The organism is Saccharopolyspora sp. ID03-671, from assembly GCF_045278815.1.
Lineage (GTDB): Bacteria > Actinomycetota > Actinomycetes > Mycobacteriales > Pseudonocardiaceae > Saccharopolyspora > Saccharopolyspora ipomoeae.
Window position 1 is genome coordinate 999,421 of sequence record NZ_CP134054.1, and the last position, 21,460, is coordinate 1,020,880.

Below are 21,460 nucleotides of genomic sequence, written 5' to 3' on the forward strand. Positions count from 1 at the left end.
ATCAGGTCGTCCACTGTGGAGGTCGCGCGAGTGTCGGTGGTGCGGATTAGGGTGAACGGCGTTCTCTGCGATCTGTTTCGAGGAGCTGTTCATGGCGATCGCCACCGCTGACGAGGTCGACCGCGAGGCGCTGCTGGAGTTCCTGCGGCCGAGGCACAAGGGCGTCCTGGTCACCACCCGCGCCGACGGGCGGCCGCAGATGTCGCCGCTGACCTGCGGTGTGGACACCGAGGGCCGGCTGGTCATCTCGACCTACCCGGAGCGGGCCAAGACCCGGAACCTGAAGCGCAACCCGCAGGCGTCGGTCTGCGTGGTCTCCGACGAGTGGAACGGCCCGTGGGTGCAGGTCGACGGCACCGCCGAGGTGCTGGACATGCCCGAGGCGGTGGAGGGGCTCGTCGAGTACTTCCGCTGCATCTCGGGTGAGCACCCGGACTGGGACGAGTACCGGGAGGCGATGGTCCGCCAGGACAAGTCGCTGATCCGGATCACGATCGACCGCTGGGGCCCGATCGCCACCGGCGGTTTTCCGGCTCGCCTGGCCCAGGACTGAGTCCCGCGTCGACGCCCCGGTCCCGCGCGGGCCGGGGCGTCAGGCCGTCCGGACCCGGATGTTGAAGGCGCGGGAGAAGCGCGCGCTGCGCAGGAACAGCGAGATCAGCAGCAGCCACCCGAACCCGATGACCAGGGTGATGCGCTGGTAGAGGCCCGCGAGGGCTTGGAAGTCGGGCATCCCGGCGAAACCGAGCGCGGCCAGCGCGAACCCGGTGAGGAAGGCCGCGGTGGTGACGAAGCAGTAACCGGCCCACCAGGGGTGCTTCGTGGCCCAGAACAGACGGCCGAGCATCCAGCTCGCGGCGGGCAGGCCGAGGAACACGCCGGCGGAGAACAGCTGGTGGAGCACGCCGATCACGGTCGTCGCCGCCTCCGCACCCGGCGGGTAGCCGTTGATCGGGTCGGTGGTGAAGAAGCCCGCGCCGATGAGCCCGACACCGACGGCGATCACCAGACCGGGGATCCACCAGTCGCCGCCTAATCGCAGCAGCACGGACCGCACGCCGAAGGCGAAGCTGGTGACCAGGACACCGCTGATGCAGAAGTTCACCGCCTGCGTCCAGCCGAACGAACCGATGGCCAGCGAACTCACCGGGTGGCGCAGCGGGTCGTACCCGGCCCGCACCGAACCAATGACCAGGAACGCCGCCACGAACAGGACCGCGCCCGCGGTCCCGCAGCGAAGCAGCGTCCGTTCATCCCGAGCCTGCAACATGCGCGGCAGCCTAGCCGTTGGTGCCACCGGCCGATGTCACGGTCGTCACCAGCATCACCGTCCGGCTCAGCCGCGTCCCAACCTGCGCACGGCCGCGCTGCCACCGATGAGCAGCACCAGCCCGGCCAGCGCCCAGCGGCGCTTCTCCTGCGTGGTGTGCCCGGATTCCTCCGAGTCGGTCTCCTCGCTGGGCGTGGGCGTAGCGGACTCCGGCGTCTCGCTCGGCGGGTCCTCCGGCCGGTCCTCCGGCGGGGGTGGCGCGGCGCTCGGCGCGGGGGTCGGCCGGGGCTCGGCCGGCTCGGGGCTCGGCGGGGCGACCGGCGGCGGGGAGGGGAGCTGGGGAGCTTCCGAGCTGGTCGGAGGCGCCGGGGCCGGCGACGGCGGAGTCGGAGGTGGCGGGGGCGCTGGGGGCGGAGGTGGCGGGGGTGGTCGTCGCAGGCACCCGGCGGCGTCCGAGCTGGACATTCCCGGCAGCTCGGCCAGTTTCACCGTCTCCCCTTCGCCGATCCGGTACACCCCGCCGCTGCGGTTGCCGGTGACGTAGAGGGCGTCGTCCTGGCCGATCACCGCCGACCCGTAGCTGTCGGGCGGCAGTTCCGGCAGCCACCTGACCGGTTCGACGACGCCGGTGCTCTGATCGAGCCGCACGACGGCCGGGATGCCGGTGTAGGTCTGGGCGACCCCGCGCAGCAGGCCGTCCGGGCCGACGTCGACGTCGTCGACCGAGAACGGGCCGTGCCGGCGTTCCAGCGCTCGGGAGCTCAGCACGTGCCGGAACGTCGGGCTGTCCGGGTCGATGTCCACTGTGTACAGGTAGTCCTCGTCCAGGACGCACCAGCGGTCGCCGCGGATCGCCCCGGCTTCCGGGTGACCGATCGGGTTCCACGGCGTGTCGCCGCGTCCGGCCACCACGGGTCCGAGGTCCAGCGGCGGGTCGGACGGGCGCAGCGCCACCACGTGCCCGCCGTCCGCGAATCCCTCGGCGATGCCGTACGCCCAGCCCTGCGAGCGCGAGTACCCGAGGGCGTTGATCCGGTACGGCAGCTCCCCCACCCGCACGTCGGTGAACCCGGGCAGCCGCACCCGGTGCAGCACCGAGGTCGCCCCGCTGGTGCGGACCTGCAGCGCTTCGCACGCCGGCGCGGCCTCGGCCGCCGGGGGCACCGCGATGAGACCGAGAACGAGGGCTAGCCCCGCCCCAAGCGGTCGAGCGCCCACTGGAAGGCCTCCGGTTCGATTCGGGACCCGCCGCTGAACGGGTTCTGCAACTGGAAGATCGCGAACAGCAGCAGCGCCAGCGCACCGGCCAGGGTGGACACCAGCACGATGTGCGGGAAGGAGCGGGTGCCGCCGAAGAGGTTCGGCAACAGCACGCACACCACGCTGCCGACGACGAGGACGAACCACACCACCGCCACGACGCCGCGGTCGAAGGCGCGGGTGAGGCGTTCGTGCCGCTCGGTGTAGACCTCGTTGAGCTTGTCGAGGGCCTCGGACTTGCGGTCCTCCTGGAACTCGCCGTCTGCCTGGGCGGCCACCAACGCGGCCCGGATCCGGTCCAGCTGACCCCATCCGGGCCCGCCGACCGGGGTGCCGCGCTCCATCTGCGGCCACTCGGCGCGGATCACGGTCCCGAGGTAGTCCCGACTGTGCGCCCGGACCGCGGCGGCGGATTCCGCCGGGAGCGACTCCATCGCCCAGGACACCGCGACCAGGTCCTCTGCCTCGGTGTAGGCGCCTTCGCGCGCGTCGGTGACCGCGTCGAACAAGGTCACCAGCACGAACGCCAGGACCACCGCCTGCAGACCGCTGACGATCGTGAAGACCTGCCCGGCGGCGTCGTTGTTGCTGGGTTCGCCCTCGTCCTGACCGATCCGGCGCACCAGGTAGCCGACCACCGCCGCGCCGACGGCGGCGCCGAGGACCCAGAGCGTGCCGGTGAGGATCAGGTTCATTCCACGGCCCCGGCCGGCGCCTCGTGCGCGCTCTCGGGCGCCCGCGGAGCGGGGACCCGCTGCACCTCCGGCTCCAGCAGCTCACCGACCTCGCAGCCGAGCACGCGGCATATGACGTCCAGGTCGTCGAGCTTCAGGCTGGCCGGGGTCTTCGACCACAGCCCCGACATCTTCCCGGCGGAGATCACCAGCCCGTGCTCGGCGAATCTGCGCTGCAGATCGGTGGCCTTCCAGATACCGCGCTGCGCCGCGACCAGCCTCAGGTTCCACTTCACGCGAAATCGCCTCCTGGAGAGAACAACTGACCGGTTCGCCGACTTCGAGGGGCCTTCAACCATCCCGATCCAATCGGGGAAAGACCCGGCCGAACCACTGCCCGAACACTACGCCGGAGATCCGCCGGAAATGGATAACCCGATTCGTGGAATTCGAGTTCACAACTCCGTCGCTCCAATGGAGCAACCAAACCGAAGGGCCGTCCCGCTTGCCGACTCAACAACGCATCCGAGCGCGACTTCCGCCCGTTAAGCCGGAAAACCCATCTATTCGACGCACCCCGCCGGGCACAAGGGCGCAATCAGGTGATCATGGAACTACGCTTCGCTGACCACCCAATATGGAACCGATCAGCACTTTCGGGTGACTGTACGGCCCTGTGGCCCGGTGCTAGCGTTCCGTTCGTGAGCAACGCCAACGCCGCCGTTGCGACGCACGATTAAATCCTTCCCCCTCTCCATCTAATTCATCGACGACAATCGTCGATTCAACTTCTCCTGCTCTTCTTCGAGTTTCCCGCTCGTCGATTCGTCAGCACAAAGATTGGTGGTATTTCTGTCGTGACTGCGACCGATCCGACCAACCCCGTCGACACCGAATCCCCGCAGCTGAGCCTGAGCACGGCGGCGGCGCGCAACCTGGCGACCACGACCAAGTCGGTTCCGCAGATGCAGGGCATCACCTCCCGGTGGCTGCTGCGCATGCTGCCGTGGGTGCAGGCGGCCGGCGGCGTCTACCGGGTGAACCGGCGGTTGAGCTACACGCTCGGAGACGGCCGGATCACCTTCAGCAACACCGGTGCCGACGTCCGGGTGATCCCCCAGGAGTTGCAGGAACTGCCGCTGCTGCGCGGATTCGACGACGACGCGGCGCTGCGCGCGCTGGCCGACCGCTTCGTGCAGCGCCAGTACGAACCGGGCCAGGTGATCGCCAGCTCCGGGGACCCGGCCGAGGAGGTGGTGCTGATCGCGCACGGCAAGGTCAACAAGATCGGCACCGGCGAGTACGGCGACCAGACCGTGCTGGAGGTGCTCGCCGACGGCCAGTACTTCGGCGCGCAGGTGCTGGCCGGTGAGGCCGGCGAGTGGGACGCCAGCTACAAGGCGGTCACCCCCTGCACCGTGCTCTCCCTGGGGCAGCGGACCTTCCAGGAGCTCAACGGCTCCTCGGAGTCGTTGCGCGCGCACGTGCGGCAGGCGCTGGCCGGGCCGGGCCGGCCGCACAACCCGCACGGCGAGGCCGACATCGACATCGCCTCCGGCCACTCCGGCGAGCCGTCGCTGACCGGCACGTTCGTCGACTACGAGCTCGCGCCGCGGGAGTACGAGCTCAGCGTCGCCCAGACCGTGCTGCGGGTGCACAGCCGCGTCGCCGACCTCTACAACCAGCCGATGAACCAGACCGAGCAGCAGCTCCGCCTGACCATCGAGGCCCTGCGGGAGCGGCAGGAGGAGGAGCTGGTCAACAACCGCGACTTCGGCCTGCTGCACAACGCCGACCTGCGGCAGCGCATCCCCACCCGCACCGGACCGCCCACGCCCGACGACCTGGACGAGCTGCTCACGCTGGTGTGGAAGGAACCGGGCTGCTTCCTGGCGCACCCGCGCACCATCGCCGCGTTCGGCCGGGAGTGCAGCAAGCGCGGCCTGTACCCGCAGAGCATCGACCTCGGCGGGCACCAGGTCCCCGCGTGGCGGGGCGTGCCGATCCTGCCCTGCGACAAGCTGCACGTCAGCGACAAGCGCACCAGCTCGATCATGCTGATGCGCCTCGGCGAGCAGAACCAGGGCGTGGTCGGCCTGCACCAGACGGGTCTGCCCGACGAGTACCGGCCCGGGCTGTCGGTGCGCTTCATGGGCATCAACGACCAGGCGGTCCTGTCCTACCTGGTCAGCACCTACTACTCGGCCGCGGTGATGGTCCCCGACGCGCTCGGCGTTCTCGAGCACGTCGAAGTGGGCCGCGAGAGCTGAACAGGCGGGCCGGTCGCAGCGGCCGGCCCGCTCCTCTTCCCGATCCGAGGAGTTGAACCACCTTGACCGCGACCGAACAGCCGGCTCTGAGCCTGAGCACCGATGCTGCGCGCAAGCTCTCCACGACCACCAAGACGCAGCCGCAGATGCAGGGCAGGACCTCGCGGTGGCTGAGCAGGATGCTCCCGTGGGTCGACATCGACGCCGGCACCTACCGGGTCAACCGGCGGCTGACCTACGCCTCCGGCGACGGCCGGATCACCTTCACCAACACCGGCGACGCCGTGCGGGTCATCCCCCGCGAGCTCACCGAACTCCCGCTGCTGCGCGGGTTCGACGACGACTCGGCGCTGGGCGCGCTCGCCGACCGGTTCGTGCAGCGGCACTACGAGCCGGGCCAGCTGCTGTCGGTGGCCGGTGAACCGGCGACCGAGGTCGTGCTCCTCGCGCACGGCAAGGTCGACAAGATCCGCAGCGGTGAGTACGGCGAGGACACCGTCACCGACACCCTCGCCGGGGGCTCGTTCTTCGGTTCGCAGGTGCTGGCCACCGCTCAGTCCACGTGGGACAGCACCTACCGGGCGGTGACGCCGTGCATCGTGCTGACGCTGGATCGCGCCGCGCTGCACGAGGTCACCCGGCAGTTCGACGAGCTGCGCGCGCACGTGGCCGCCGAGTACGCCTCGCCCGCACCGGCGACCAACAAGCGCGGTGAGGCCGACATCGCGCTGGCCTCAGGGCATTCCGGTGAGGTCGTGCTGCCGGGCACGTTCGTCGACTACGAGCTCGAACCCCGCGAGTACGAGCTCAACGTGGCCCAGACCGTGCTGCGGGTGCACAGCCGCGTCGCCGACCTCTACAACCAGCCGATGAACCAGACCGAGCAGCAGCTCCGCCTGACCATCGAGGCGTTGAAGGAACGCCAGGAGCACGAGCTGCTCAACAACCGCGACTTCGGCCTGCTGCACAACGCCGACCTCCAGCAGCGCGTGCACACCCGCACCGGACCACCCACGCCGGAGGACCTCGACGAGCTGCTGTCGCGGAGGCGCAAGTCGCGGTTCTTCCTCGCCCACCCGCGCACCATCGCCGCGTTCGGCCGCGAGTGCACCAAGCGCGGGATCTACCCGCAGACCACCGAGGTGCAGGGGCATCCGGTGCAGGCGTGGCGCGGCGTGCCGATCCTGCCCAGCGACAAGATCCCGATCAGCGGCAAGGGCACCACCTCCATCCTGTGCATGCGCACCGGCGAGGACGACCACGGCGTGGTCGGTCTGCGCCAGACCGGGATCGCCGAGGAGCAGGAGCTGGGGATCTCCGTGAGGTTCTCCGGGATCAACGATCAGGCGGTGCTGTCCTACCTCGTCAGCGCCTACTTCTCGGCCGCAGTGCTGGTCCCGGACGCGCTCGGCGTCCTGGAGAACGTCGAAATCACCCGCTGAGCGAAGGGAGTGCGGAGATGACCGCGATGCAGCAGGACGCGAACCGCGCCGGTCAGGCATTCGAGGCGCTGACCAGCAGCCGGACGATGGTCGAACCGGCGCTGCGGGCGGCGGTGGACCGGCTCCCGGACCGGATGCGGCAGGTCGCCGGTTACCACATGGGCTGGCTCGACGAGCGCGGCGACCCGGTGCGCGCGGACCGGGGCAAGGCGATGCGCCCGGCGATGGTGCTGCTCAGCGCCTCGGCGGTGGGCGGCGATCCGGCCGACGCGGTGCCGGCCGCGGTGGCGGTGGAGCTGGCGCACAACTTCTCGCTGCTGCACGACGACGTGATGGACGGTGACGTCACGCGGCGGCACCGGCCCACGGCCTGGACGGTGTTCGGCAACGCCACCGCGATCCTGGCCGGGGACGCGTTGCTGTCGCTGGCGGCCGACGTGCTCGCCTCCTCCCGGCACCCGGAGTCCTCCGGCGCGGTGCGGATGCTCAGCAGCGCGGTGCTGGGGCTCATCGACGGGCAGAACGCGGACCTGGAGTTCGAGACCCGCGCGGACGTGGGCGTGGCCGAGTGCCAGCGGATGGCGCGCGACAAGACCGGTGCGCTGCTGGGCTGCGCGTGCGCGCTCGGCGCGCTCTACGGCGGCGGGTCGCCGGAGCAGATCACCCGGATGCGCAGCTTCGGCGAGCGGCTGGGCCTGGCGTTCCAGCACATCGACGACCTGCTGGGCATCTGGGGCGATCCGGCGATGACCGGCAAACCGGTGTTCTCCGACCTGCGGACGCGCAAGAAGACGCTGCCGGTGGTCTCGGCCCTGACCTCGGGCACCAACGCGGGTCAGCGGTTGGCCTCGCTGTACTACCGGGAGCAGCCGCTGATCAGCGGTGAGCTGGCCCAGGCCGCGGAGCTGGTGACGTTGGCGGGCGGCAAGGCGTGGAGCCAGGCGCAGGCCGACGAGCTGCTGGCCGCGGCGCTGTCGGATCTCCGCAAGGCCGAGCCGGACGAGGAGGCGGCGGCGGGTCTGACGGCGCTCGCCCACCTGGTGGCACGCCGGGACCACTGATCCCGGCGGTCCGGAACGACGGCTCCGGCCCCACGGCCCCTTCTGGCCGGAGCCGTCCCCGGACGATCAGTCGCGGTGGCGGCGGGCGAACAGGCCGATGACTCCCGCCGCCACCGCGGAGATCACGAACGAGGTCAGCGCGGCGCTCATCCAGGTCGGCACGGTGAACCCGACGGCCTCGCGGGCGCTGGTCCACAGCTGGGTCCACCAGCCGAGCTCACCCGGGTTGATCAGCTGGAACGTCGCGAAGCCCAGCAGCCAGGCCACGAGCATGCCCCAGCGCGAGGGCGCTTCGGCGGAGACGTCCCACTCGCGGTTGCGGGCGTTGTGGAAGTAGTCCACGGCCAGCACGCCGAACATCGGCACGAACACCGAACCGATCAGCAGCAGGAAGTTGGAGAACTGCTCGATGTCCATCGTTAGCGCCGCCAGCGTGCTGATCGCGCCGACGATCAGGCTCAGCACGCGGCGATCGGTGCTGGGGCGCAGGTTCTGGATGGACACCGCGGTGGAGTAGGTGTCGGCGAAGGACTGGTCGACCTCGCGCAGCACCAGAACCGCGAAGAACAGCACGCCCAGCGGCGCGGCCAGCAGCGGGTCGAACGCCTTGTCGCCGTCGAAGCCGACCAGCGCCAGGCCGAGCAGGCCCAGCAGGTAGCAGGCGATCTGGGTGATCGAGTAACCGACGGTCGCGGCGGTGAACGCGCCACCCGCGGAGCGGGAGTGCCGCGAGTAGTCCGAGGCGACCGGCAACCAGGACACCGCCACGGCCAGCGCCGCGTCCGCGCCCGGCCAGAAGCCCTCCCACGAGCCCTCGTGCATCGGCGGCAGCGGTTTCATCAGCAGCTGCACGAAGAAGTAGACCATCGCGATGAGCACGGCGACGCTGACGTAGCGGCGCAGCAGTCGCAGCGCGCCGAGCGGGCGCAGCGTCAACGCGGTGGTGATCACCCCGGCGATGAGCACGTACAGCCACTGCGGGCCGCCGCCGAACAGCGCCTCGGCCCCCTGGGCGATCACCAGCAGTTCGAAGGTGCCCCAGCCGACCAGCTGCAGGATGTTGAGCGCGGTCGGCACGTAGGACAGGCGGGTGCCGAACAGGCCCCGCAGCAGCATCATCGCGGGAGCGCCGGTGCGCGCGCCCGGGATGGCTGCGATGCCGACCATGATGCTGCCGAGCACGGTGCCGACGACGGTCGCGGTGACCGCCGCGGCGAACGACAGCTGCGGCACTCCGGCCGGTGCGAGCACCGCCAGCGCGCCGCTGAAGCCCAGCAGGCTCACGCCGAGGTTGCCCCAGAACGCGCCCTGGTCGAGCACTCCCAGGGTTTTCGGCGCCGGTTCGTCCAGGGTGTTCGGAACTTCGGACAGCGCGACGTCATGCGTCATCGACAGCTCCCTACGCCGGCATTATCCGGACAGGTTCTGCGGTCGGTGGCGCGCGATCTGCCACCCTCTCAGCCCGGTGCGCCCGAGCTCCCGCGTGGATAAGTCGAGCAGACCCTACCTGATCGGGTGACGCGTTGTCCGTCAGTGCCTCCGGTTCCCGAACAACCCCCGGGTGACCTCGCGGCCCACGGCGCTGGCGGCGGAGCGGAAGAACGAGCGCACGGCGGGGTTCTCCATCGCCTTCTGGAACATCCCGGCCTCCTCGCGCTCCCGCTGTTCCGGCACCTCCCCGTCGGGTGCGGAGGCCGGCGCTCCGGTCCGCCCGGCGGAGGGTTCGGCGACCTTCTCGGCGAGCTTCTCGTAGGCCGACTCGCGATCGATCGTCTCGGCGTACTTGGCGTGCAGGTCCGAGGACTGCGCCGCCTCCCGCACGGCGTCCTCGCCGATGCTGCCCATCAACGAGCGCGGGGGCCGCAGCCGCGTCCAGGCCACCGGCGTCGGCGCACCGGTCTCGGACAGCACGGTCACGATGGCCTCGCCGATGCCGAGGGTGGTGAGCGCCTGGTCGAGCCGGTAGTGCTCGGTGGTCGGGTAGGTCTTGACGGTGCGGGCGAGCGCCTTCTGGTCCTCGGGGGTGAAGGCGCGGATGGCGTGCTGGATGCGCGCACCGAGCTGGGACAGCACCGGGTTGGGCAGGTCGGTGGGCAGCTGGGTGTCAGAAGAAGACGCCGACGCCCTTGGAGCGGATGAGCTTCACGGTCTGCTCGATGCGGTCCAGGAACGCCTTGGAGGCGTCGTTGAACAGCAGGTGCGCCTCGTCGAAGAAGAACACGAGCTTGGGCCGGTCCAGGTCGCCGGCCTCGGGCAGTTCCTCGAACAGCTCGGCCAGCAGCCACATCAGGAAGGTGGAGAACAGCACCGGGTTGGCCTGCACGTCGTCGAGTTCGAGCAGGTTGACCACGCCCTTGCCCTCGACCTGCCGCAGCAGGTCGGAGACGTCGAGCTCCGGTTCGCCGAAGAACTCGTCGCCGCCCTGGGCCTCCAGGTTCGCCAGCGCGCGCAGGATCACCCCGGCGCTGGCCGCCGAGACACCGCCGATGCCCTTGAGGTCCTCCTTGCCCTCGTCGCTGGTGAGGTACTGGATGACCGAGCGCAGGTCCTTGGTGTCCAGCAGCGCCAGGCCGCGCTGGTCGGCCCAGTGGAAGATCAGACCGAGGGTGGATTCCTGGGTGGCGTTGAGCCCGAGCACCTTCGACAGCAGCAGCGGACCGAAGCTGGTGATCGACGCCCGGATCGGCACGCCGCGCCCGCCGGTGCCCAGCGACAGGAACTGCGCCGGGTAGGACGAGGCCTGCCAGTCGTCTCCGACGTCCTGGGCGCGGGCGGCGAGCTTCTCCCCGCCCTCCCCCGGCCGGGCCAGGCCCGACAGGTCGCCCTTGATGTCGGCGAGCACCACCGGGACCCCGGCTTCGGAGAGCTGCTCGGCCAGCAGCTGCAGCGTCTTGGTCTTGCCCGTGCCGGTGGCCCCGGCGACCAGGCCGTGCCGGTTGAGGGTCGCCAGCGGGATCCGCACGGCGGCCTGGGCATCGGCCTCGTTGTCGATGACGACCGCGCCGAGGTCGACGGCGGCGCCCCCGGTGTCGTATCCGGACGCGATCTGCTGGGCAGCGCTGTTGTCGGTCACCGCAGTCTCCTCCCGTCGGCACGTTCCTCTCGGAAGGTAGGTCGATAACGCCACCTTCCCCGGGAGAGCCACTCGGTCGGGGGACACGTGGGCGAGTCCGGCACTAGCACTCCGAACAGGGCCCCAACAGGCTCGTTGACCACCGGAAAGATCTCGTTCGCGGGCATGGGACGCATCGCCCGCACGAGTTAAGGTCTGGTCAGACCACCTGGGTACCGCCGTGCGTGAGGAGTGAGGTCGTGACCGGTTTGGACCGCCTGCGGGCTCGTGTCGGCACCGAGGAAGCCCTGGTCGTGGCGTTCTCCGGTGGCGTGGACTCGGCGCTGCTGGCCGTGGTGGCGCACCAGGTTCTGGGCTCGCGGATGCTCGCGGTCACCGCCGTGTCGCCGAGCCTGGCCGCCGAGGAGCGCAGGCAGGCGAAGCGCTTCGCGCGCGAGCGCGGTTTCGCCCACGTCGAGGTCTGCACCGACGAGGCCGACCGCCCGGAGTACGCGGCCAACGACGGAAACCGCTGCTACCACTGCAAGTCCGCGCTCTTCGACGCGCTGGAACCGCTGGCGGCGACGATGGGCGCGCGCATCGCGCTGGGCACCAATGTGGACGACCTGGGCGATCACCGGCCGGGCCAGCGGGCGGCGGCGCACCGGGGCGCGGTCGCTCCGATGGTCGACGCGGGGTTGACCAAGGACGAGGTGCGCGAGGCCAGCGCCGCGCTCGGACTGTCCACTGCGGACAAACCAGCGGCGGCGTGCCTGGCCTCCCGCGTCGCCTACGGCGATCCGGTGACGCCGGAGGTGCTGGCCCGGATCGAGCGCGCCGAGGCCGCCGTCCACGACCTCGGGTTCCCGGTGTGCCGGGTCCGGGCGCACGGGCAGGGCACGGTGGCGCGCCTGGAGGTGCCGTCCGAGGACATCGACCGCGCTGCCGCGCTGCACGCCGAGCTCGATGCCGCCGGCCGGGACGCGGGTTTCGACTTCTGCGCGCTGGACATGGCGGGCTTCACCAGCGGCCGGATGAACGTGCTGCTGCCGCTGCTTCCCACCCGGACCGCGTCATGACGGGCTTCACCGATCTCGGCTACGCCCGCGTCGACACCGACCGCGAGTCACGCCAGGGCCTGCCCGAGGTCGTCTACGGCCCGGGCAAGCGCCCGGAGGAGATCACCGGCATCGTCACCGAACTGCTGGCGCGCGGCACCGGCCCGGTGCTGGTCACCCGGGTCGACCCGGAGGTCGCCGAGCAGGTGCGGGTTCCCGGCGGCGACTACGACGAGACGGCCCGGCTGCTGGTCTGGCGGCCCGCCGCGGACCGGGGCTTCCGGGTGTGCGTGGCCACCGCGGGCACCTCGGACTGGCCGGTCGCGGCCGAGGCCGAGGCGGTCGCGTCGGCGATCGGCCTGCGCACGCACGTGATCCGCGACGTGGGCGTGGCCGGCATCCACCGGCTGCTGGCGGCGAGCGAGGACCTGCGGGCGGCCGATGCGGTCATCGTGGTCGCGGGCATGGAGGGCGCGCTGGCCAGCGCCGTGGGCGGGCTGGTGGCCTGCCCGGTGATCGCGGTGCCGACCTCGACCGGCTACGGCGCCTCGCTGGAGGGCGTGACGGCGCTTCTGGCGATGCTGACCTCCTGCGCCGCCGGGCTGACGGTGGTCAACATCGATTCGGGCTTCTCCGCCGCGATGGCCGCGCACCGACTGGCCGCGGTGGCGCGGCGATGATCCTCTGGCTCAACCCGGCGACCGGCGTGTCCGGGGACATGCTGCTGGGCGCGCTGCTCGGCCTCGGAGCGCGGCTGGGCGCGGTGCGCTCGGCGATCGCCGCCACCGGCCTGACGGGCTGGTCGCTGGCGGCCGAGCAGGTGCAGGTCGACGGGATCGCCGCGACCAGGGCCGTCGTGGAGGTCGACGACGACGCGCCGGAGCGCCACGCCGCCGAGCTCCTCGACCTGGTCTCCCGGGCCCAACCGGAACCCGTTGCCGCCGTCGCGGTTTCGGCGATCCGGGCGATCGCGGAGGCGGAAGGGGCGCTGCACGACCGGGATCCCGCCGAGGTGCACCTGCACGAGGTCGGCGGGCTCGACACGGTCGTGGACGCCGTCGGCGTGGCCGCGGCGCTGCACGACCTGGCGATCACCGAGGTGCACTCCGCCCCGATCGCGCTGGGTTCGGGCACCGTGACCTGCGCGCACGGCGTGCTGCCGGCCCCGGCTCCCGCGACGCTGCGGCTGCTGGCGGGCGCGGCCGTCGTGGGCGCCGACCTGCCCGGCGAGACGGTCACCCCGACGGGAGCCGCGCTGGTCTCGGCGATGGGCGTGCGGTTCACCCCTCCCCCGGCGATGACGCTGGGCGCCACCGCCTACGGCGCGGGTACCAAGCGCTTCCCGCAGCGGCCCAACGTGCTCTCGGCGTCGCTGGGCTCGCCGCGGGCCGGAGCGGAGACGATGGTCGTGGTGGAGTGCACCGTCGACGACGTCACCGGAGAAACGCTGGGCCACGTCGTGCAGCGGCTGCTCGAATCCGGCGCCGCCGACGCGTGGACCAGCCCGGCGACGATGAAGAAGTCCCGCCCGGCCCACGTCCTGCACGTGCTGTGCGCGCCGGGCCGGGAGGCGGCGCTGAGCGAGATCGTGCTGACCGAGACCGGCGCGCTCGGGCTGCGCCGCCACGAGGTCCAGCGCACGGTCCTGCCCCGCCGCACCACGACGGTGGACGTGGGTGGCCACGCGATCCGCGTCAAGCACGGCCCGCACCGGGCCAAGCCCGAGCACGACGACGTGGCGACCGCCGCCCGAGCCCTCGGACTGCCGTTGCGCACCGTCGCCGAGATGGCGCTGAACGCCGCCCGCGAGTAGTCCCGGGCCCGCCTGGTGTCCCCCGGTCGAGCGGCGTCCCGGTCGAGCGGCGGCGTCCCGGCGCGGGCCTCCGCCGACACCCCGCGCGAGGCTCCAGTCCAGCGGTGATTCAGATCCGGCCGAGGAGCTTGTCCGGGGTGAGGGGCAGGTCTCGGACGCGGGCGCCGGTGGCGTGGTGCACGGCGTTGTCGATGGCGGCCGCGGTGCCGCAGATGCCGATCTCGCCGATGCCCTTGGTGCCCATCGGGTTGACGTGGGGGTCGTCCTCGTCGATCCAGTCGACCTCGATGTCGCCGACGTCGGCGCAGGACGCGACGTGGTACTGCGCCATGTCCCGGTTGATCACGTGCCCGAACCGCGGGTCGACCTGGGCTTCCTCGTGCAGCGCCATCGACATGCCCATGGTCATGCCGCCCAGCAGCTGCGAGGCGGCGGTCTTGGCGTTGACGACGCGGCCGATGGCGAACACGCCGAGCAATCGCGGCACCCGCACCTCGCCGGTGTCGACGTTGACGCGCGCCTCGGCGAACTGGGCGCCGAAGGCGTGCATCGCGAACGCGCTCCGGTGCGGGTTGTCGGGCATCCGCCCGGTCACCGCGACGCCTCCGTCCGGCACGGGTCCGCCGTCGGGCAGCTCCGCGCGCAGCCGCTGCGCGGCGTCGACGATCGCCGAGCCCCAGCAGGTGATCCCGGTCGAACCGCCGGCGCCGGAGGCCCACGGCAGGTCGGTGTCGCCGATGCTGAGCACGATCTTGTCGACGTCGGTGCCCAGCGCGTCGGCGGCGATCTGGGTGAGCGCGGTCCAGGCGCCGGTGCCGATGTCGGCGGCGCCGAGGAGCACCCGGAACCGGCCGTCGGGCCGGGCCTCGATGGTGGCCTGCGTGCCGGGCTGGGAGTTGACCGGGTAGGTGGAGGCGGCGACACCGGTACCCACCAGCCACTCGCCGTCGCGACGGGCGCCGGGCGCGGGATCGCGGTCGGCCCAGCCGAACCGGCGGGCGCCTTCGCGCAGGCAGGCCACCAGGTTGCGGCTGGAGTAGGGCAGTCCGGTGTCCGGATCGCGCTCCGGTTCGTTGCGGATGCGGAACTCGATCGGGTCCAGCCCGCAGGCCTGCGCCATCTCGTCCATCGCCGTCTCCAGCGCGTACATCCCGGGGCACTCGCCGGGCGCGCGCATCCACGTCGGCACCGGGAGGTCCAGCGGCGCGACGCGGTGGGTGATGCGCCGGTTCGGCGCGGCGTACATCGTGCGCGTGGGTTTCCCGGCCATCTCCGGGAAGCTCTTGAGCCGGGCGTCCTGGGCGACGACGTCGTGACCGATGGCGGTGAGACGCCCGCTGGGGTCGGCGCCGAGGCGCAGGCGCTGGACGGTGCTCGCGCGGTGCCCGGCGATCGGGAACACCTGCCTGCGGGTGAGCACCAGCTTCACCGGTCGCGGCGCGACGCGCTGGGCGGCGAGCACGGCGGCGACCAGGTGGGCGTGCGCGGGCCCCTTGGAGCCGAACCCGCCGCCGACGTGCGGTGCGATGACGTGCACCTTCTCGGCGCCGATGCCGAGGAGCCCGGTGAGCGCGTCCCGCACCCAGTGCACGCCCTGCGTGGAGTCGTGGACGGTGAGCTCGCCGTCGGACCACGCGGCGGTGGTGGCGTGCGGTTCCAGCGCGACGTGGTGCTCCTGCGGCACGGTGTAGACCGCGTCGTGCACCACGGCCGCTTCGGCGAGCGCGGTGTCGAGCCCGCCCTGGTCGACGTCGTCGGAGACGGTCTCGAGGTCGTCGCGATCGGCGTCCAGGCGCGCGTCGTGCTCCTCCTGCTCGTACTCGACGCGCACGAGACCCGCTGCGGCCCGTGCGATCTCGGGAGATTCCGCGAGCACGACGCCGATCGGCTGGCCCCGGTAGGCGACCTGCGGCGACTGCAGGACGGCGAGTTCAGCGTCTTCGGTGCAGGCCGGCTCGGGCGCGTTGCGGTGGGTCACGACGTCGACCACGCCGGGTTCGTCCAGCGCCGCGGTGGCGTCGATGGTGGTGATGCGGCCACGGGCGATGCGCGACTGCACCAGGTGGGCGTGCACGGGCTTGTCGACGGGGTGCTCGGCGGCGTAGCGGGCGCGGCCGCGGACCTTGTCCTGGCCTTCGATGCGGTCGAGAGGTGCGCCGAGGACGCGGGTGGCGGTGCTCATCGCGGCACCCCCGCCAGGTCCGCGAGCGTTCCGGTGATCATGTTCCGCACGAGTTCCACCTTGAAGTCGTTTCCGGGCAAGGGATTCGCGGCCTCCAGTTCGGCCTCGGCCGCGCGGCGGAAGGCTTCGGCGCGGGCGGGCCCGCCGCGCAGCCGCTGCTCGGCGGTGGTGGCCCGCCACGGCTTGTGCGCAACACCGCCGAGGGCGAGCCGCGCGTCGCGGACCTCCCCGTCGACGACGTCGACCGCGGCGGCGACCGAGACCAGCGCGAACGCGAACGAGGCGCGGTCCCTGGCCTTGCGGTAGCGGGACGTCACCGCGAAGTCCAGCGGCGGCACCTCGACGGAGGTGATGAGCTCGCCGTGTTCGAGCACGGTGTCGCGCTCGGGTTCGTCGCCGGGCAGCCGGTGCAGGTCCACCAGGTCGATGCGGCGCCGTCCGCTCGGTCCTGTGGTGTTGACCGAGGCGTCGAGGGCGACCAGGGCCACCGCCATGTCGGAGGGGTGGGTGGCCACGCAGGAGCGGGAAGCGCCCAGGATGGCGTGCTCGCGGTGGAAGCCCTCGCGCGCCGGGCAGCCGCTGCCGGGTTCGCGCTTGTTGCAGGGCGTGGAGACGTCCTGGAAGTAGCCGCACCGGGTGCGCTGCAGCAAGTTCCCGCCGGTGGTGGCGAGGTTGCGCAGCTGCGGTGAGGCGCCGGCCAGCACCGCCTGGGACAGCACCGGGAAGCGCTCCCGGACCAGCGGGTCGGCGGCCAGGCGGCTGTTCGTGACCGACGCGCCGATGCGCAGGATTCCGTCGCGGTCCTCGATCTCGTCGGAGGTCAGCCGCCGCACGTCGACGAGCACCTCGGGGGCGGCGACCTCGAGTTTCATCAGGTCCACGAGGTTGGTGCCGCCGGCCAGGTACTCGGCGCCCGGGGTCTCGGCGAGCACGCTCACCGCGGAGTCGACGTCGAAGACTCGCTCGTAGTGGAAGGGCCTCATCGGGTCACCGCCTCCTCGACCGCGCGCACGATGTTGGCGTAGGCACCGCAGCGGCAGATGTTGCCGCTCATCCGCTCGCGGATCTCCTCGGCGAGGTCGGCGCCCCGATCGGTCACCGCGCTGGGTTCCCCGGCGTGCAGCTCGTCGACCGCGGCGACCGCGGACACGACCTGACCGGGCGTGCAGTAGCCGCACTGGAACGCGTCGTGCTCGACGAACCCGCGCTGCACCGGGTGCGGTTCGCCGTCGGCGAGCCCGTCGGCGGTGCGCAGGTCGGCGCCGTCGTGGGCGACGGCGGGCATCAGGCAGCTGTTGACGCGCCTGCCCTCCAGCAGCACGGTGCACGCGCCGCACTGGCCGTGGTCGCAGCCCTTCTTGGGGCTGGTGATCCCGAGTCGTTCGCGCAGGGCGTCGAGCACGGTCGTCCGCGTGTCCACGGTGAGCCGGTGCTCGACGCCGTCGACGCGAAGCGTGATGTCGGCGTCCACGATCCCTCCCAAGTCGTACCTGCACCACCGCGTACCCGCGTTCCCGCCCGGCCATGCACGAGGGGCCGCGCACGGGCGGGCTCAGCGCAGGTCGCGCCACGGGTCGGACTTGCGGGCGAGCCTGCGGGCCAGGTTGGTCAGGCCGTAGGACTGCGGGTGCACCCGGCTGAGCTCGTCGAGGTCGATCGGCGTGGCCGCCGGGGCTCCGGGGCGGGCGCGCAGCGAGTAGGGCGCGATCATGGTCTGGCCGTAGGCGTTCCGGTTGACGTCGAGGAAGATGCGGTCGCCGCGCTTGTTCTTGCGCTGCTCGGTGGTGAGCCGATCCGGGTCGTCGCGGGCCGCGCGGTCGGCGATCTCGCGGATCCACCCGCGCACCTCCTCGAAGTCGCGCGAGCCGTCCAGGGGTGCCGCGACGTGAAATCCCTTGCCCCCGGTGGTTTGCACGTGCGGATCGAGCCCGTCGTCGGTGAACAGCGCGCACACCGAGCGCACGACGCGGCGCAGCGTCGCGATCTCGACGCCGTCCGGCGGCGGGTCGATGTCGAGCACCGCCAGCACCGGATGCTCCAGATCGTCCGCAGTGGACAGTGCGATGTGGATTTCCAGGGCGGCCTGATCGGCGAGGTGGAGCAGCGTCGCCTCGTCGTCGACGAGCACGTGGTGCACAGGAGGTCCACCACCGCGCTGCGGGACCTCCGCCCGCGCGATCCAGTCCGGGAAATGACTCGACGCTTCTTTCTGGAAGAACCCGTCGGCGTCGATGCCGTCCGGGAACCGCCGCAGCGTCGCCGGTTTGCCGCGCGCGTGCGCGACCAGCGGACCGGACACGGAGCGGAAGTAGTCGAACACGTCTCGTTTCCGGAAAGAGTCTTGCGGGTAGAGCACCTTGTCCGGGTTGGACGGTGCCTCGTCGTGACGCGGCATGAACTCGTCCTACCCGGCCGCGCCGATCCCCAATCACCTGGTCGTGAGCAGCGTTCGCAGCACATCGTTAAAACATTCGGGTGACAACGGGAACCAACGGGCGCTGCATTTGTTCCTATTGGCTGTAAGCGGATTACGGCGAACGCCGAACAGGGAGAACCTCGATGCAGCAGCACGTGCACGCAGAACTCATCGGCGGCCCGGAGGACGGGCGATCGTTCATCATCCCGGCCGTCGACGCGGACTTACCGCTGGGCGAGTTCGCCTTCCCCTCGCCCCGCGACGGGGAGGACCCGTGCTCGCCCTACGCCTGCTACAACCGCCGCGACCAACGCCCGGACGGCGTGTGGCGCTACCAGTACGCCGGCGAGCAGAGCGTTGCTCCCTGAGAACCGTGAGTGATCACTTCGCCGGTAGCGGAGCCGGCGCCCCAGGTGGCGGAGGGGAATGCGGCTCCGCCGCATCAACAGCCCCTGGTCGGTCGGATCGTCGGCGGCGTGTGCCAAGCTGCGGCCATGCGGATCGCCACCTGGAACGTGAACTCGGTCGGGGCGCGGCTGCCCAAGCTGCTGGACTGGCTGGGCACGGCCGAGCCGGACGTGCTGTGCCTCCAGGAGCTCAAGTGCGCCGAGGACGCGTTCCCCTACGACGAGGTCGGTGAGCTCGGCTACGAGGCCGCCGCGCACGGCACCGGCCGCTGGAACGGCGTCGCCGTGCTCTCCCGGGTGGGCCTGACCGACGTGCGCGAGGGCCTGCTCGACCAGCCCGGCTTCCAGACCGACGGCTCCATGTTCGAGACCGCCGAGCCCCGCGCGGTCGCCGCGACCTGCGGCGGGGTTCGGGTCTGGTCGGCCTACGTGCCCAACGGCCGCGAGGTCGGCCACCCGCACTACGACTACAAGCTGCGCTGGCTGGACGCGCTGCGCGCCACCGCCGCCGAGGAGCTCACCGCCGGGACCCCGTGGGCCGTGCTGGGCGACTTCAACATCGCCCCCAACGACGAGGACGTGTGGGACATCGCCGCCTTCGAGGGCTGCACCCACATCACGCCCGAGGAGCGCAAGGCGCTGACGTCGCTCGCCGAGACGGGCCTGGCCGAGGTGTACCCGCGAGCCCTGAAGTACGACGTGCCGTTCACCTACTGGGACTACCGGGCGCTGCGGTTCCCGAAGAACCAGGGCATGCGCATCGACCTCGTCTACGGCAACGAGCCCTTCACCGGTGCCGTCACCGACTCCTACGTCGATCGCGAGGCCCGCAAGGGCAAGGGCACCTCCGATCACGCCCCGGTGGTCGTCGACCTCGACCTGGGCTGACCCCGACCACCGCGACCACCTCGCACGGCGCTCAGCTCGGGCGTCCGGGGCGCTATGTTGCGGGTCGAAGCACCCGGTGGGAGGAGCCACGACGTGTCCGATTCGCTCTGCCAGCGCACGGCGACCGAGCTGGCCGCGCTGCTCCGCGCGCGGGAGGTCTCGGCGCGCGAGGTGATGCGCGCCCACCTGGACCGGATCGAGCGGCTCAACCCGAAGGTCAACGCCGTGGTCTCGCTCGACCCGGAGGGCGCGCTGACCGGCGCCGCAGCGGCCGACGAGCGGCTGGCCTCGGGCGCGGCGGTCGGTCCGCTGCACGGGCTGCCGATGGCGCACAAGGACACCCACGACACGGCGGGCCTGCGCACCACCTACGGCTCGCCGCTGCTGGCCGACAACGTGCCCGTCCAGGACGAGCTCGTCGTGGAGCGGCTCAAGGCCGCGGGCGCGGTGACGATGGGCAAGACCAACGTCCCGGAGTTCGCGGCCGGGTCGCACACCTTCAACCCGGTGTTCGGCACGACCGCCAACCCCTACGCCCCGGACCGCTCGGCGGGCGGCAGCAGCGGCGGCGCGGCGGCGTCGCTGGCCTGCCGGATGCAGCCGCTGGCCGACGGCAGCGACATGGGCGGTTCGCTGCGCAACCCGGCGTCGTTCAACAACGTCGTGGGCCTGCGGCCCGCGCCGGGCCGGGTGCCGACGTGGCCGGACGCCGCGGCCTGGTCGACGCTGTCGGTGCAGGGGCCGATGGCGCGCACCGTCGCCGACGTCGCCCTGATGCTGTCCGCGATCGCCGGACCCGACGACCGCAGCCCGATCTCGATCGACGAGCCCGGCTCGGTCTTCCGGGAGCCGCTGGAGGCCGATCTCCGCGGCCTGCGGGTGGCGTTCTCGCTGGACCTGGGCGGTGACCTCGTGGTCGACCCGCAGGTCCGGTCGGTGCTGGAACCGGCGGCGCGGGTGCTGACCGAGATCGGCGGCGCGGTCGACGAGGCGTGGCCGGACCTGACCGGCGCCGACGAGGTGTTCCGGACGCTGCGCGCCTGGCAGTTCGAGCTGATGCTGGGCGAGCTCCGCGACGCCCACCCGGACCGGATCAAGCCGAGCCTGCGCGACAACATCGACGCCGGCCGGGCGCTGACCGGCGCCGACGTGGGGCGCGCCGAACGGCTGCACACCGAGCTCTACCACCGGGTGCGGGAGTTCTTCACCCGCTACGACGTGCTCGCGCTGCCGGTCAGCCAGGTGCCGCCGTTCGACATCGACCTGGAGTTCCCGACCGAGATCGGCGGCGTGGCCATGCCGTCGTACCTGGACTGGATGCGCTCGGCGTACTGGATCTCGGCCACCGGTTGCCCGGCGATCTCCGTTCCGGCCGGGTTCACCCCGGAGGGCCTGCCGGTGGGGCTCCAGCTGGTGGGCCCGCACCGGTCCGAGCAGCGCTTGCTCCGCATCGCCCACGCCTTCGAGCAGGCCACCCGCCACGCCGAAGTCCTCCCGCCGCTCTAGCCCGGCGGTCGGCCGGGCGCGGACCGGCGACCGGCTCGCCACCGCGCCGAGATCGCCCGGACCCACCACTCACCATCCACTGTGGACGAAGTCTGGGTGAATTCGCGTGACTGCTGGGTGGAATCGGACGGGCGATGTCTTGATTCCGGGGGTGAACACAG

19 protein-coding genes, 1 pseudogene and 1 riboswitch are annotated in these 21,460 nt (G+C 71.8%); of the genes and pseudogenes, 10 read left to right on the forward strand and 10 right to left on the reverse strand.

The features are described 5' to 3' along the window. Nucleotides 1–91: 91 nt before the first annotated feature. The gene (locus REH65_RS04680) at nucleotides 92–553 is read left to right on the forward strand and encodes a PPOX class F420-dependent oxidoreductase (RefSeq protein WP_406691430.1); all 462 of its coding nucleotides are present in this window, start codon (nucleotides 92–94) and stop codon (nucleotides 551–553) included. Nucleotides 554–592: 39 nt separating this feature from the next. On the opposite strand, the gene REH65_RS04685 is transcribed toward REH65_RS04680, so the two are convergent. The 4 genes from REH65_RS04685 to REH65_RS04700 form a co-directional block, all read right to left on the reverse strand. Further along, entirely contained in the window at nucleotides 593–1,270 is a 678-nt protein-coding gene (locus tag REH65_RS04685; protein WP_406691431.1) for a DUF998 domain-containing protein, read from the reverse strand. A gap of 66 nt (nucleotides 1,271–1,336) precedes the next feature. Beyond that, on the reverse strand, nucleotides 1,337–2,434 hold the full coding sequence (locus REH65_RS04690; RefSeq protein WP_406691432.1) for a hypothetical protein: 1,098 nt from the start codon (nucleotides 2,432–2,434) through the stop codon (nucleotides 1,337–1,339). A gap of 23 nt (nucleotides 2,435–2,457) precedes the next feature. Further along, the gene (locus REH65_RS04695) at nucleotides 2,458–3,225 is read right to left on the reverse strand and encodes a hypothetical protein (RefSeq protein WP_406691433.1); all 768 of its coding nucleotides are present in this window, start codon (nucleotides 3,223–3,225) and stop codon (nucleotides 2,458–2,460) included. Continuing rightward, nucleotides 3,222–3,500: a helix-turn-helix domain-containing protein gene (locus REH65_RS04700; protein ID WP_406691434.1), complete on the reverse strand. Its 279-nt coding sequence runs from the start codon at nucleotides 3,498–3,500 to the stop codon at nucleotides 3,222–3,224. The genes REH65_RS04695 and REH65_RS04700 overlap by 4 nt, the downstream gene beginning before the upstream one ends. A gap of 561 nt (nucleotides 3,501–4,061) precedes the next feature. Between REH65_RS04700 and REH65_RS04705 the strand changes: the two genes are divergently transcribed. The 3 genes from REH65_RS04705 (at nucleotide 4,062) to REH65_RS04715 (ending at nucleotide 7,977) form a co-directional block, all read left to right on the forward strand. Further along, the gene (locus REH65_RS04705) at nucleotides 4,062–5,474 is read left to right on the forward strand and encodes a family 2B encapsulin nanocompartment shell protein (protein WP_281458535.1); all 1,413 of its coding nucleotides are present in this window, start codon (nucleotides 4,062–4,064) and stop codon (nucleotides 5,472–5,474) included. Nucleotides 5,475–5,536: 62 nt separating this feature from the next. Beyond that, nucleotides 5,537–6,916: a family 2B encapsulin nanocompartment shell protein gene (locus REH65_RS04710; protein WP_406691435.1), complete on the forward strand. Its 1,380-nt coding sequence runs from the start codon at nucleotides 5,537–5,539 to the stop codon at nucleotides 6,914–6,916. A gap of 17 nt (nucleotides 6,917–6,933) precedes the next feature. Continuing rightward, nucleotides 6,934–7,977, forward strand: coding sequence for a family 2 encapsulin nanocompartment cargo protein polyprenyl transferase (locus REH65_RS04715; protein WP_406691436.1), 1,044 nt, complete (start codon nucleotides 6,934–6,936; stop codon nucleotides 7,975–7,977). A 66-nt stretch (nucleotides 7,978–8,043) separates the two neighbouring features. Here the strand turns inward: REH65_RS04715 and REH65_RS04720 are convergent, their stop codons facing one another. After that, complete coding sequence (locus REH65_RS04720; RefSeq protein ID WP_406691437.1) at nucleotides 8,044–9,366, reverse strand: purine-cytosine permease family protein; 1,323 nt, start codon at nucleotides 9,364–9,366, stop codon at nucleotides 8,044–8,046. Next, nucleotides 9,357–9,470, reverse strand: a riboswitch (TPP riboswitch). It overlaps the preceding gene by 10 nt. 37 nt (nucleotides 9,471–9,507) lie before the next feature. Then, nucleotides 9,508–11,050: pseudogene (locus tag REH65_RS04725) on the reverse strand (helicase HerA-like domain-containing protein). A gap of 239 nt (nucleotides 11,051–11,289) precedes the next feature. Between REH65_RS04725 and larE the strand changes: the two are divergent. The 3 genes from larE to larC are packed head-to-tail and all read left to right on the forward strand — an operon-like array spanning nucleotide 11,290 to nucleotide 13,900. Further along, the gene (gene larE / locus REH65_RS04730) at nucleotides 11,290–12,108 is read left to right on the forward strand and encodes an ATP-dependent sacrificial sulfur transferase LarE (protein ID WP_406691438.1); all 819 of its coding nucleotides are present in this window, start codon (nucleotides 11,290–11,292) and stop codon (nucleotides 12,106–12,108) included. Next, complete coding sequence (gene larB, locus REH65_RS04735; RefSeq protein ID WP_406691439.1) at nucleotides 12,105–12,767, forward strand: nickel pincer cofactor biosynthesis protein LarB; 663 nt, start codon at nucleotides 12,105–12,107, stop codon at nucleotides 12,765–12,767. Before larE ends, larB begins: the two co-directional genes overlap by 4 nt. Beyond that, entirely contained in the window at nucleotides 12,764–13,900 is a 1,137-nt protein-coding gene (larC, locus tag REH65_RS04740) for a nickel pincer cofactor biosynthesis protein LarC (protein WP_406691440.1), read from the forward strand. Before larB ends, larC begins: the two co-directional genes overlap by 4 nt. A gap of 109 nt (nucleotides 13,901–14,009) precedes the next feature. Here the strand turns inward: larC and REH65_RS04745 are convergent, their stop codons facing one another. The 4 genes from REH65_RS04745 to ligD all read right to left on the reverse strand — a co-directional run bounded on the left by REH65_RS04745 (nucleotide 14,010) and on the right by ligD (nucleotide 18,477). Next, nucleotides 14,010–16,082 (reverse strand): xanthine dehydrogenase family protein molybdopterin-binding subunit, encoded by a 2,073-nt coding sequence (locus REH65_RS04745; protein ID WP_406691441.1) that lies wholly within the window; start codon nucleotides 16,080–16,082, stop codon nucleotides 14,010–14,012. Further along, on the reverse strand, nucleotides 16,079–17,065 hold the full coding sequence (locus REH65_RS04750) for an FAD binding domain-containing protein (protein ID WP_406691442.1): 987 nt from the start codon (nucleotides 17,063–17,065) through the stop codon (nucleotides 16,079–16,081). Before REH65_RS04750 ends, REH65_RS04745 begins: the two co-directional genes overlap by 4 nt. Then, nucleotides 17,062–17,553, reverse strand: a complete 492-nt coding sequence (locus REH65_RS04755) for a (2Fe-2S)-binding protein (RefSeq protein WP_406691443.1) — start codon at nucleotides 17,551–17,553, stop codon at nucleotides 17,062–17,064. Before REH65_RS04755 ends, REH65_RS04750 begins: the two co-directional genes overlap by 4 nt. Before the next feature lie 81 nt (nucleotides 17,554–17,634). Then, nucleotides 17,635–18,477 (reverse strand): non-homologous end-joining DNA ligase, encoded by an 843-nt coding sequence (gene ligD / locus REH65_RS04760; protein WP_406691444.1) that lies wholly within the window; start codon nucleotides 18,475–18,477, stop codon nucleotides 17,635–17,637. A 164-nt stretch (nucleotides 18,478–18,641) separates the two neighbouring features. Here ligD and REH65_RS04765 point away from each other — a divergent pair, with 164 nt between their 5' ends. From REH65_RS04765 to REH65_RS04775, 3 genes are all read left to right on the forward strand, one after another. Next, on the forward strand, nucleotides 18,642–18,866 hold the full coding sequence (locus tag REH65_RS04765) for a hypothetical protein (protein ID WP_281455488.1): 225 nt from the start codon (nucleotides 18,642–18,644) through the stop codon (nucleotides 18,864–18,866). 126 nt (nucleotides 18,867–18,992) lie between these two features. Beyond that, nucleotides 18,993–19,793, forward strand: coding sequence for an exodeoxyribonuclease III (locus REH65_RS04770; RefSeq protein ID WP_406693084.1), 801 nt, complete (start codon nucleotides 18,993–18,995; stop codon nucleotides 19,791–19,793). 54 nt (nucleotides 19,794–19,847) lie between these two features. Beyond that, nucleotides 19,848–21,299, forward strand: a complete 1,452-nt coding sequence (locus REH65_RS04775) for an amidase (protein WP_406691445.1) — start codon at nucleotides 19,848–19,850, stop codon at nucleotides 21,297–21,299. The last annotated feature ends 161 nt before the right edge of the window (nucleotides 21,300–21,460 follow it).

Coding starts and splice junctions, on each gene's coding strand:
- REH65_RS04720 (WP_406691437.1), bottom strand. CDS start 9,366: ATGACGCATGACGTCGCGCTGTCCGAAGTTCCGAACACCCTGGACGAA.
- REH65_RS04750 (WP_406691442.1), bottom strand. CDS start 17,065: ATGAGGCCCTTCCACTACGAGCGAGTCTTCGACGTCGACTCCGCGGTG.
- REH65_RS04775 (WP_406691445.1), top strand. CDS start 19,848: ATGTTGCGGGTCGAAGCACCCGGTGGGAGGAGCCACGACGTGTCCGAT.
- REH65_RS04685 (WP_406691431.1), bottom strand. CDS start 1,270: ATGTTGCAGGCTCGGGATGAACGGACGCTGCTTCGCTGCGGGACCGCG.
- REH65_RS04695 (WP_406691433.1), bottom strand. CDS start 3,225: ATGAACCTGATCCTCACCGGCACGCTCTGGGTCCTCGGCGCCGCCGTC.
- REH65_RS04715 (WP_406691436.1), top strand. CDS start 6,934: ATGACCGCGATGCAGCAGGACGCGAACCGCGCCGGTCAGGCATTCGAG.
- REH65_RS04680 (WP_406691430.1), top strand. CDS start 92: ATGGCGATCGCCACCGCTGACGAGGTCGACCGCGAGGCGCTGCTGGAG.
- ligD (WP_406691444.1), bottom strand. CDS start 18,477: ATGCCGCGTCACGACGAGGCACCGTCCAACCCGGACAAGGTGCTCTAC.
- larB (WP_406691439.1), top strand. CDS start 12,105: ATGACGGGCTTCACCGATCTCGGCTACGCCCGCGTCGACACCGACCGC.
- REH65_RS04765 (WP_281455488.1), top strand. CDS start 18,642: ATGCAGCAGCACGTGCACGCAGAACTCATCGGCGGCCCGGAGGACGGG.
- larC (WP_406691440.1), top strand. CDS start 12,764: ATGATCCTCTGGCTCAACCCGGCGACCGGCGTGTCCGGGGACATGCTG.
- REH65_RS04770 (WP_406693084.1), top strand. CDS start 18,993: ATGCGGATCGCCACCTGGAACGTGAACTCGGTCGGGGCGCGGCTGCCC.
- REH65_RS04745 (WP_406691441.1), bottom strand. CDS start 16,082: ATGAGCACCGCCACCCGCGTCCTCGGCGCACCTCTCGACCGCATCGAA.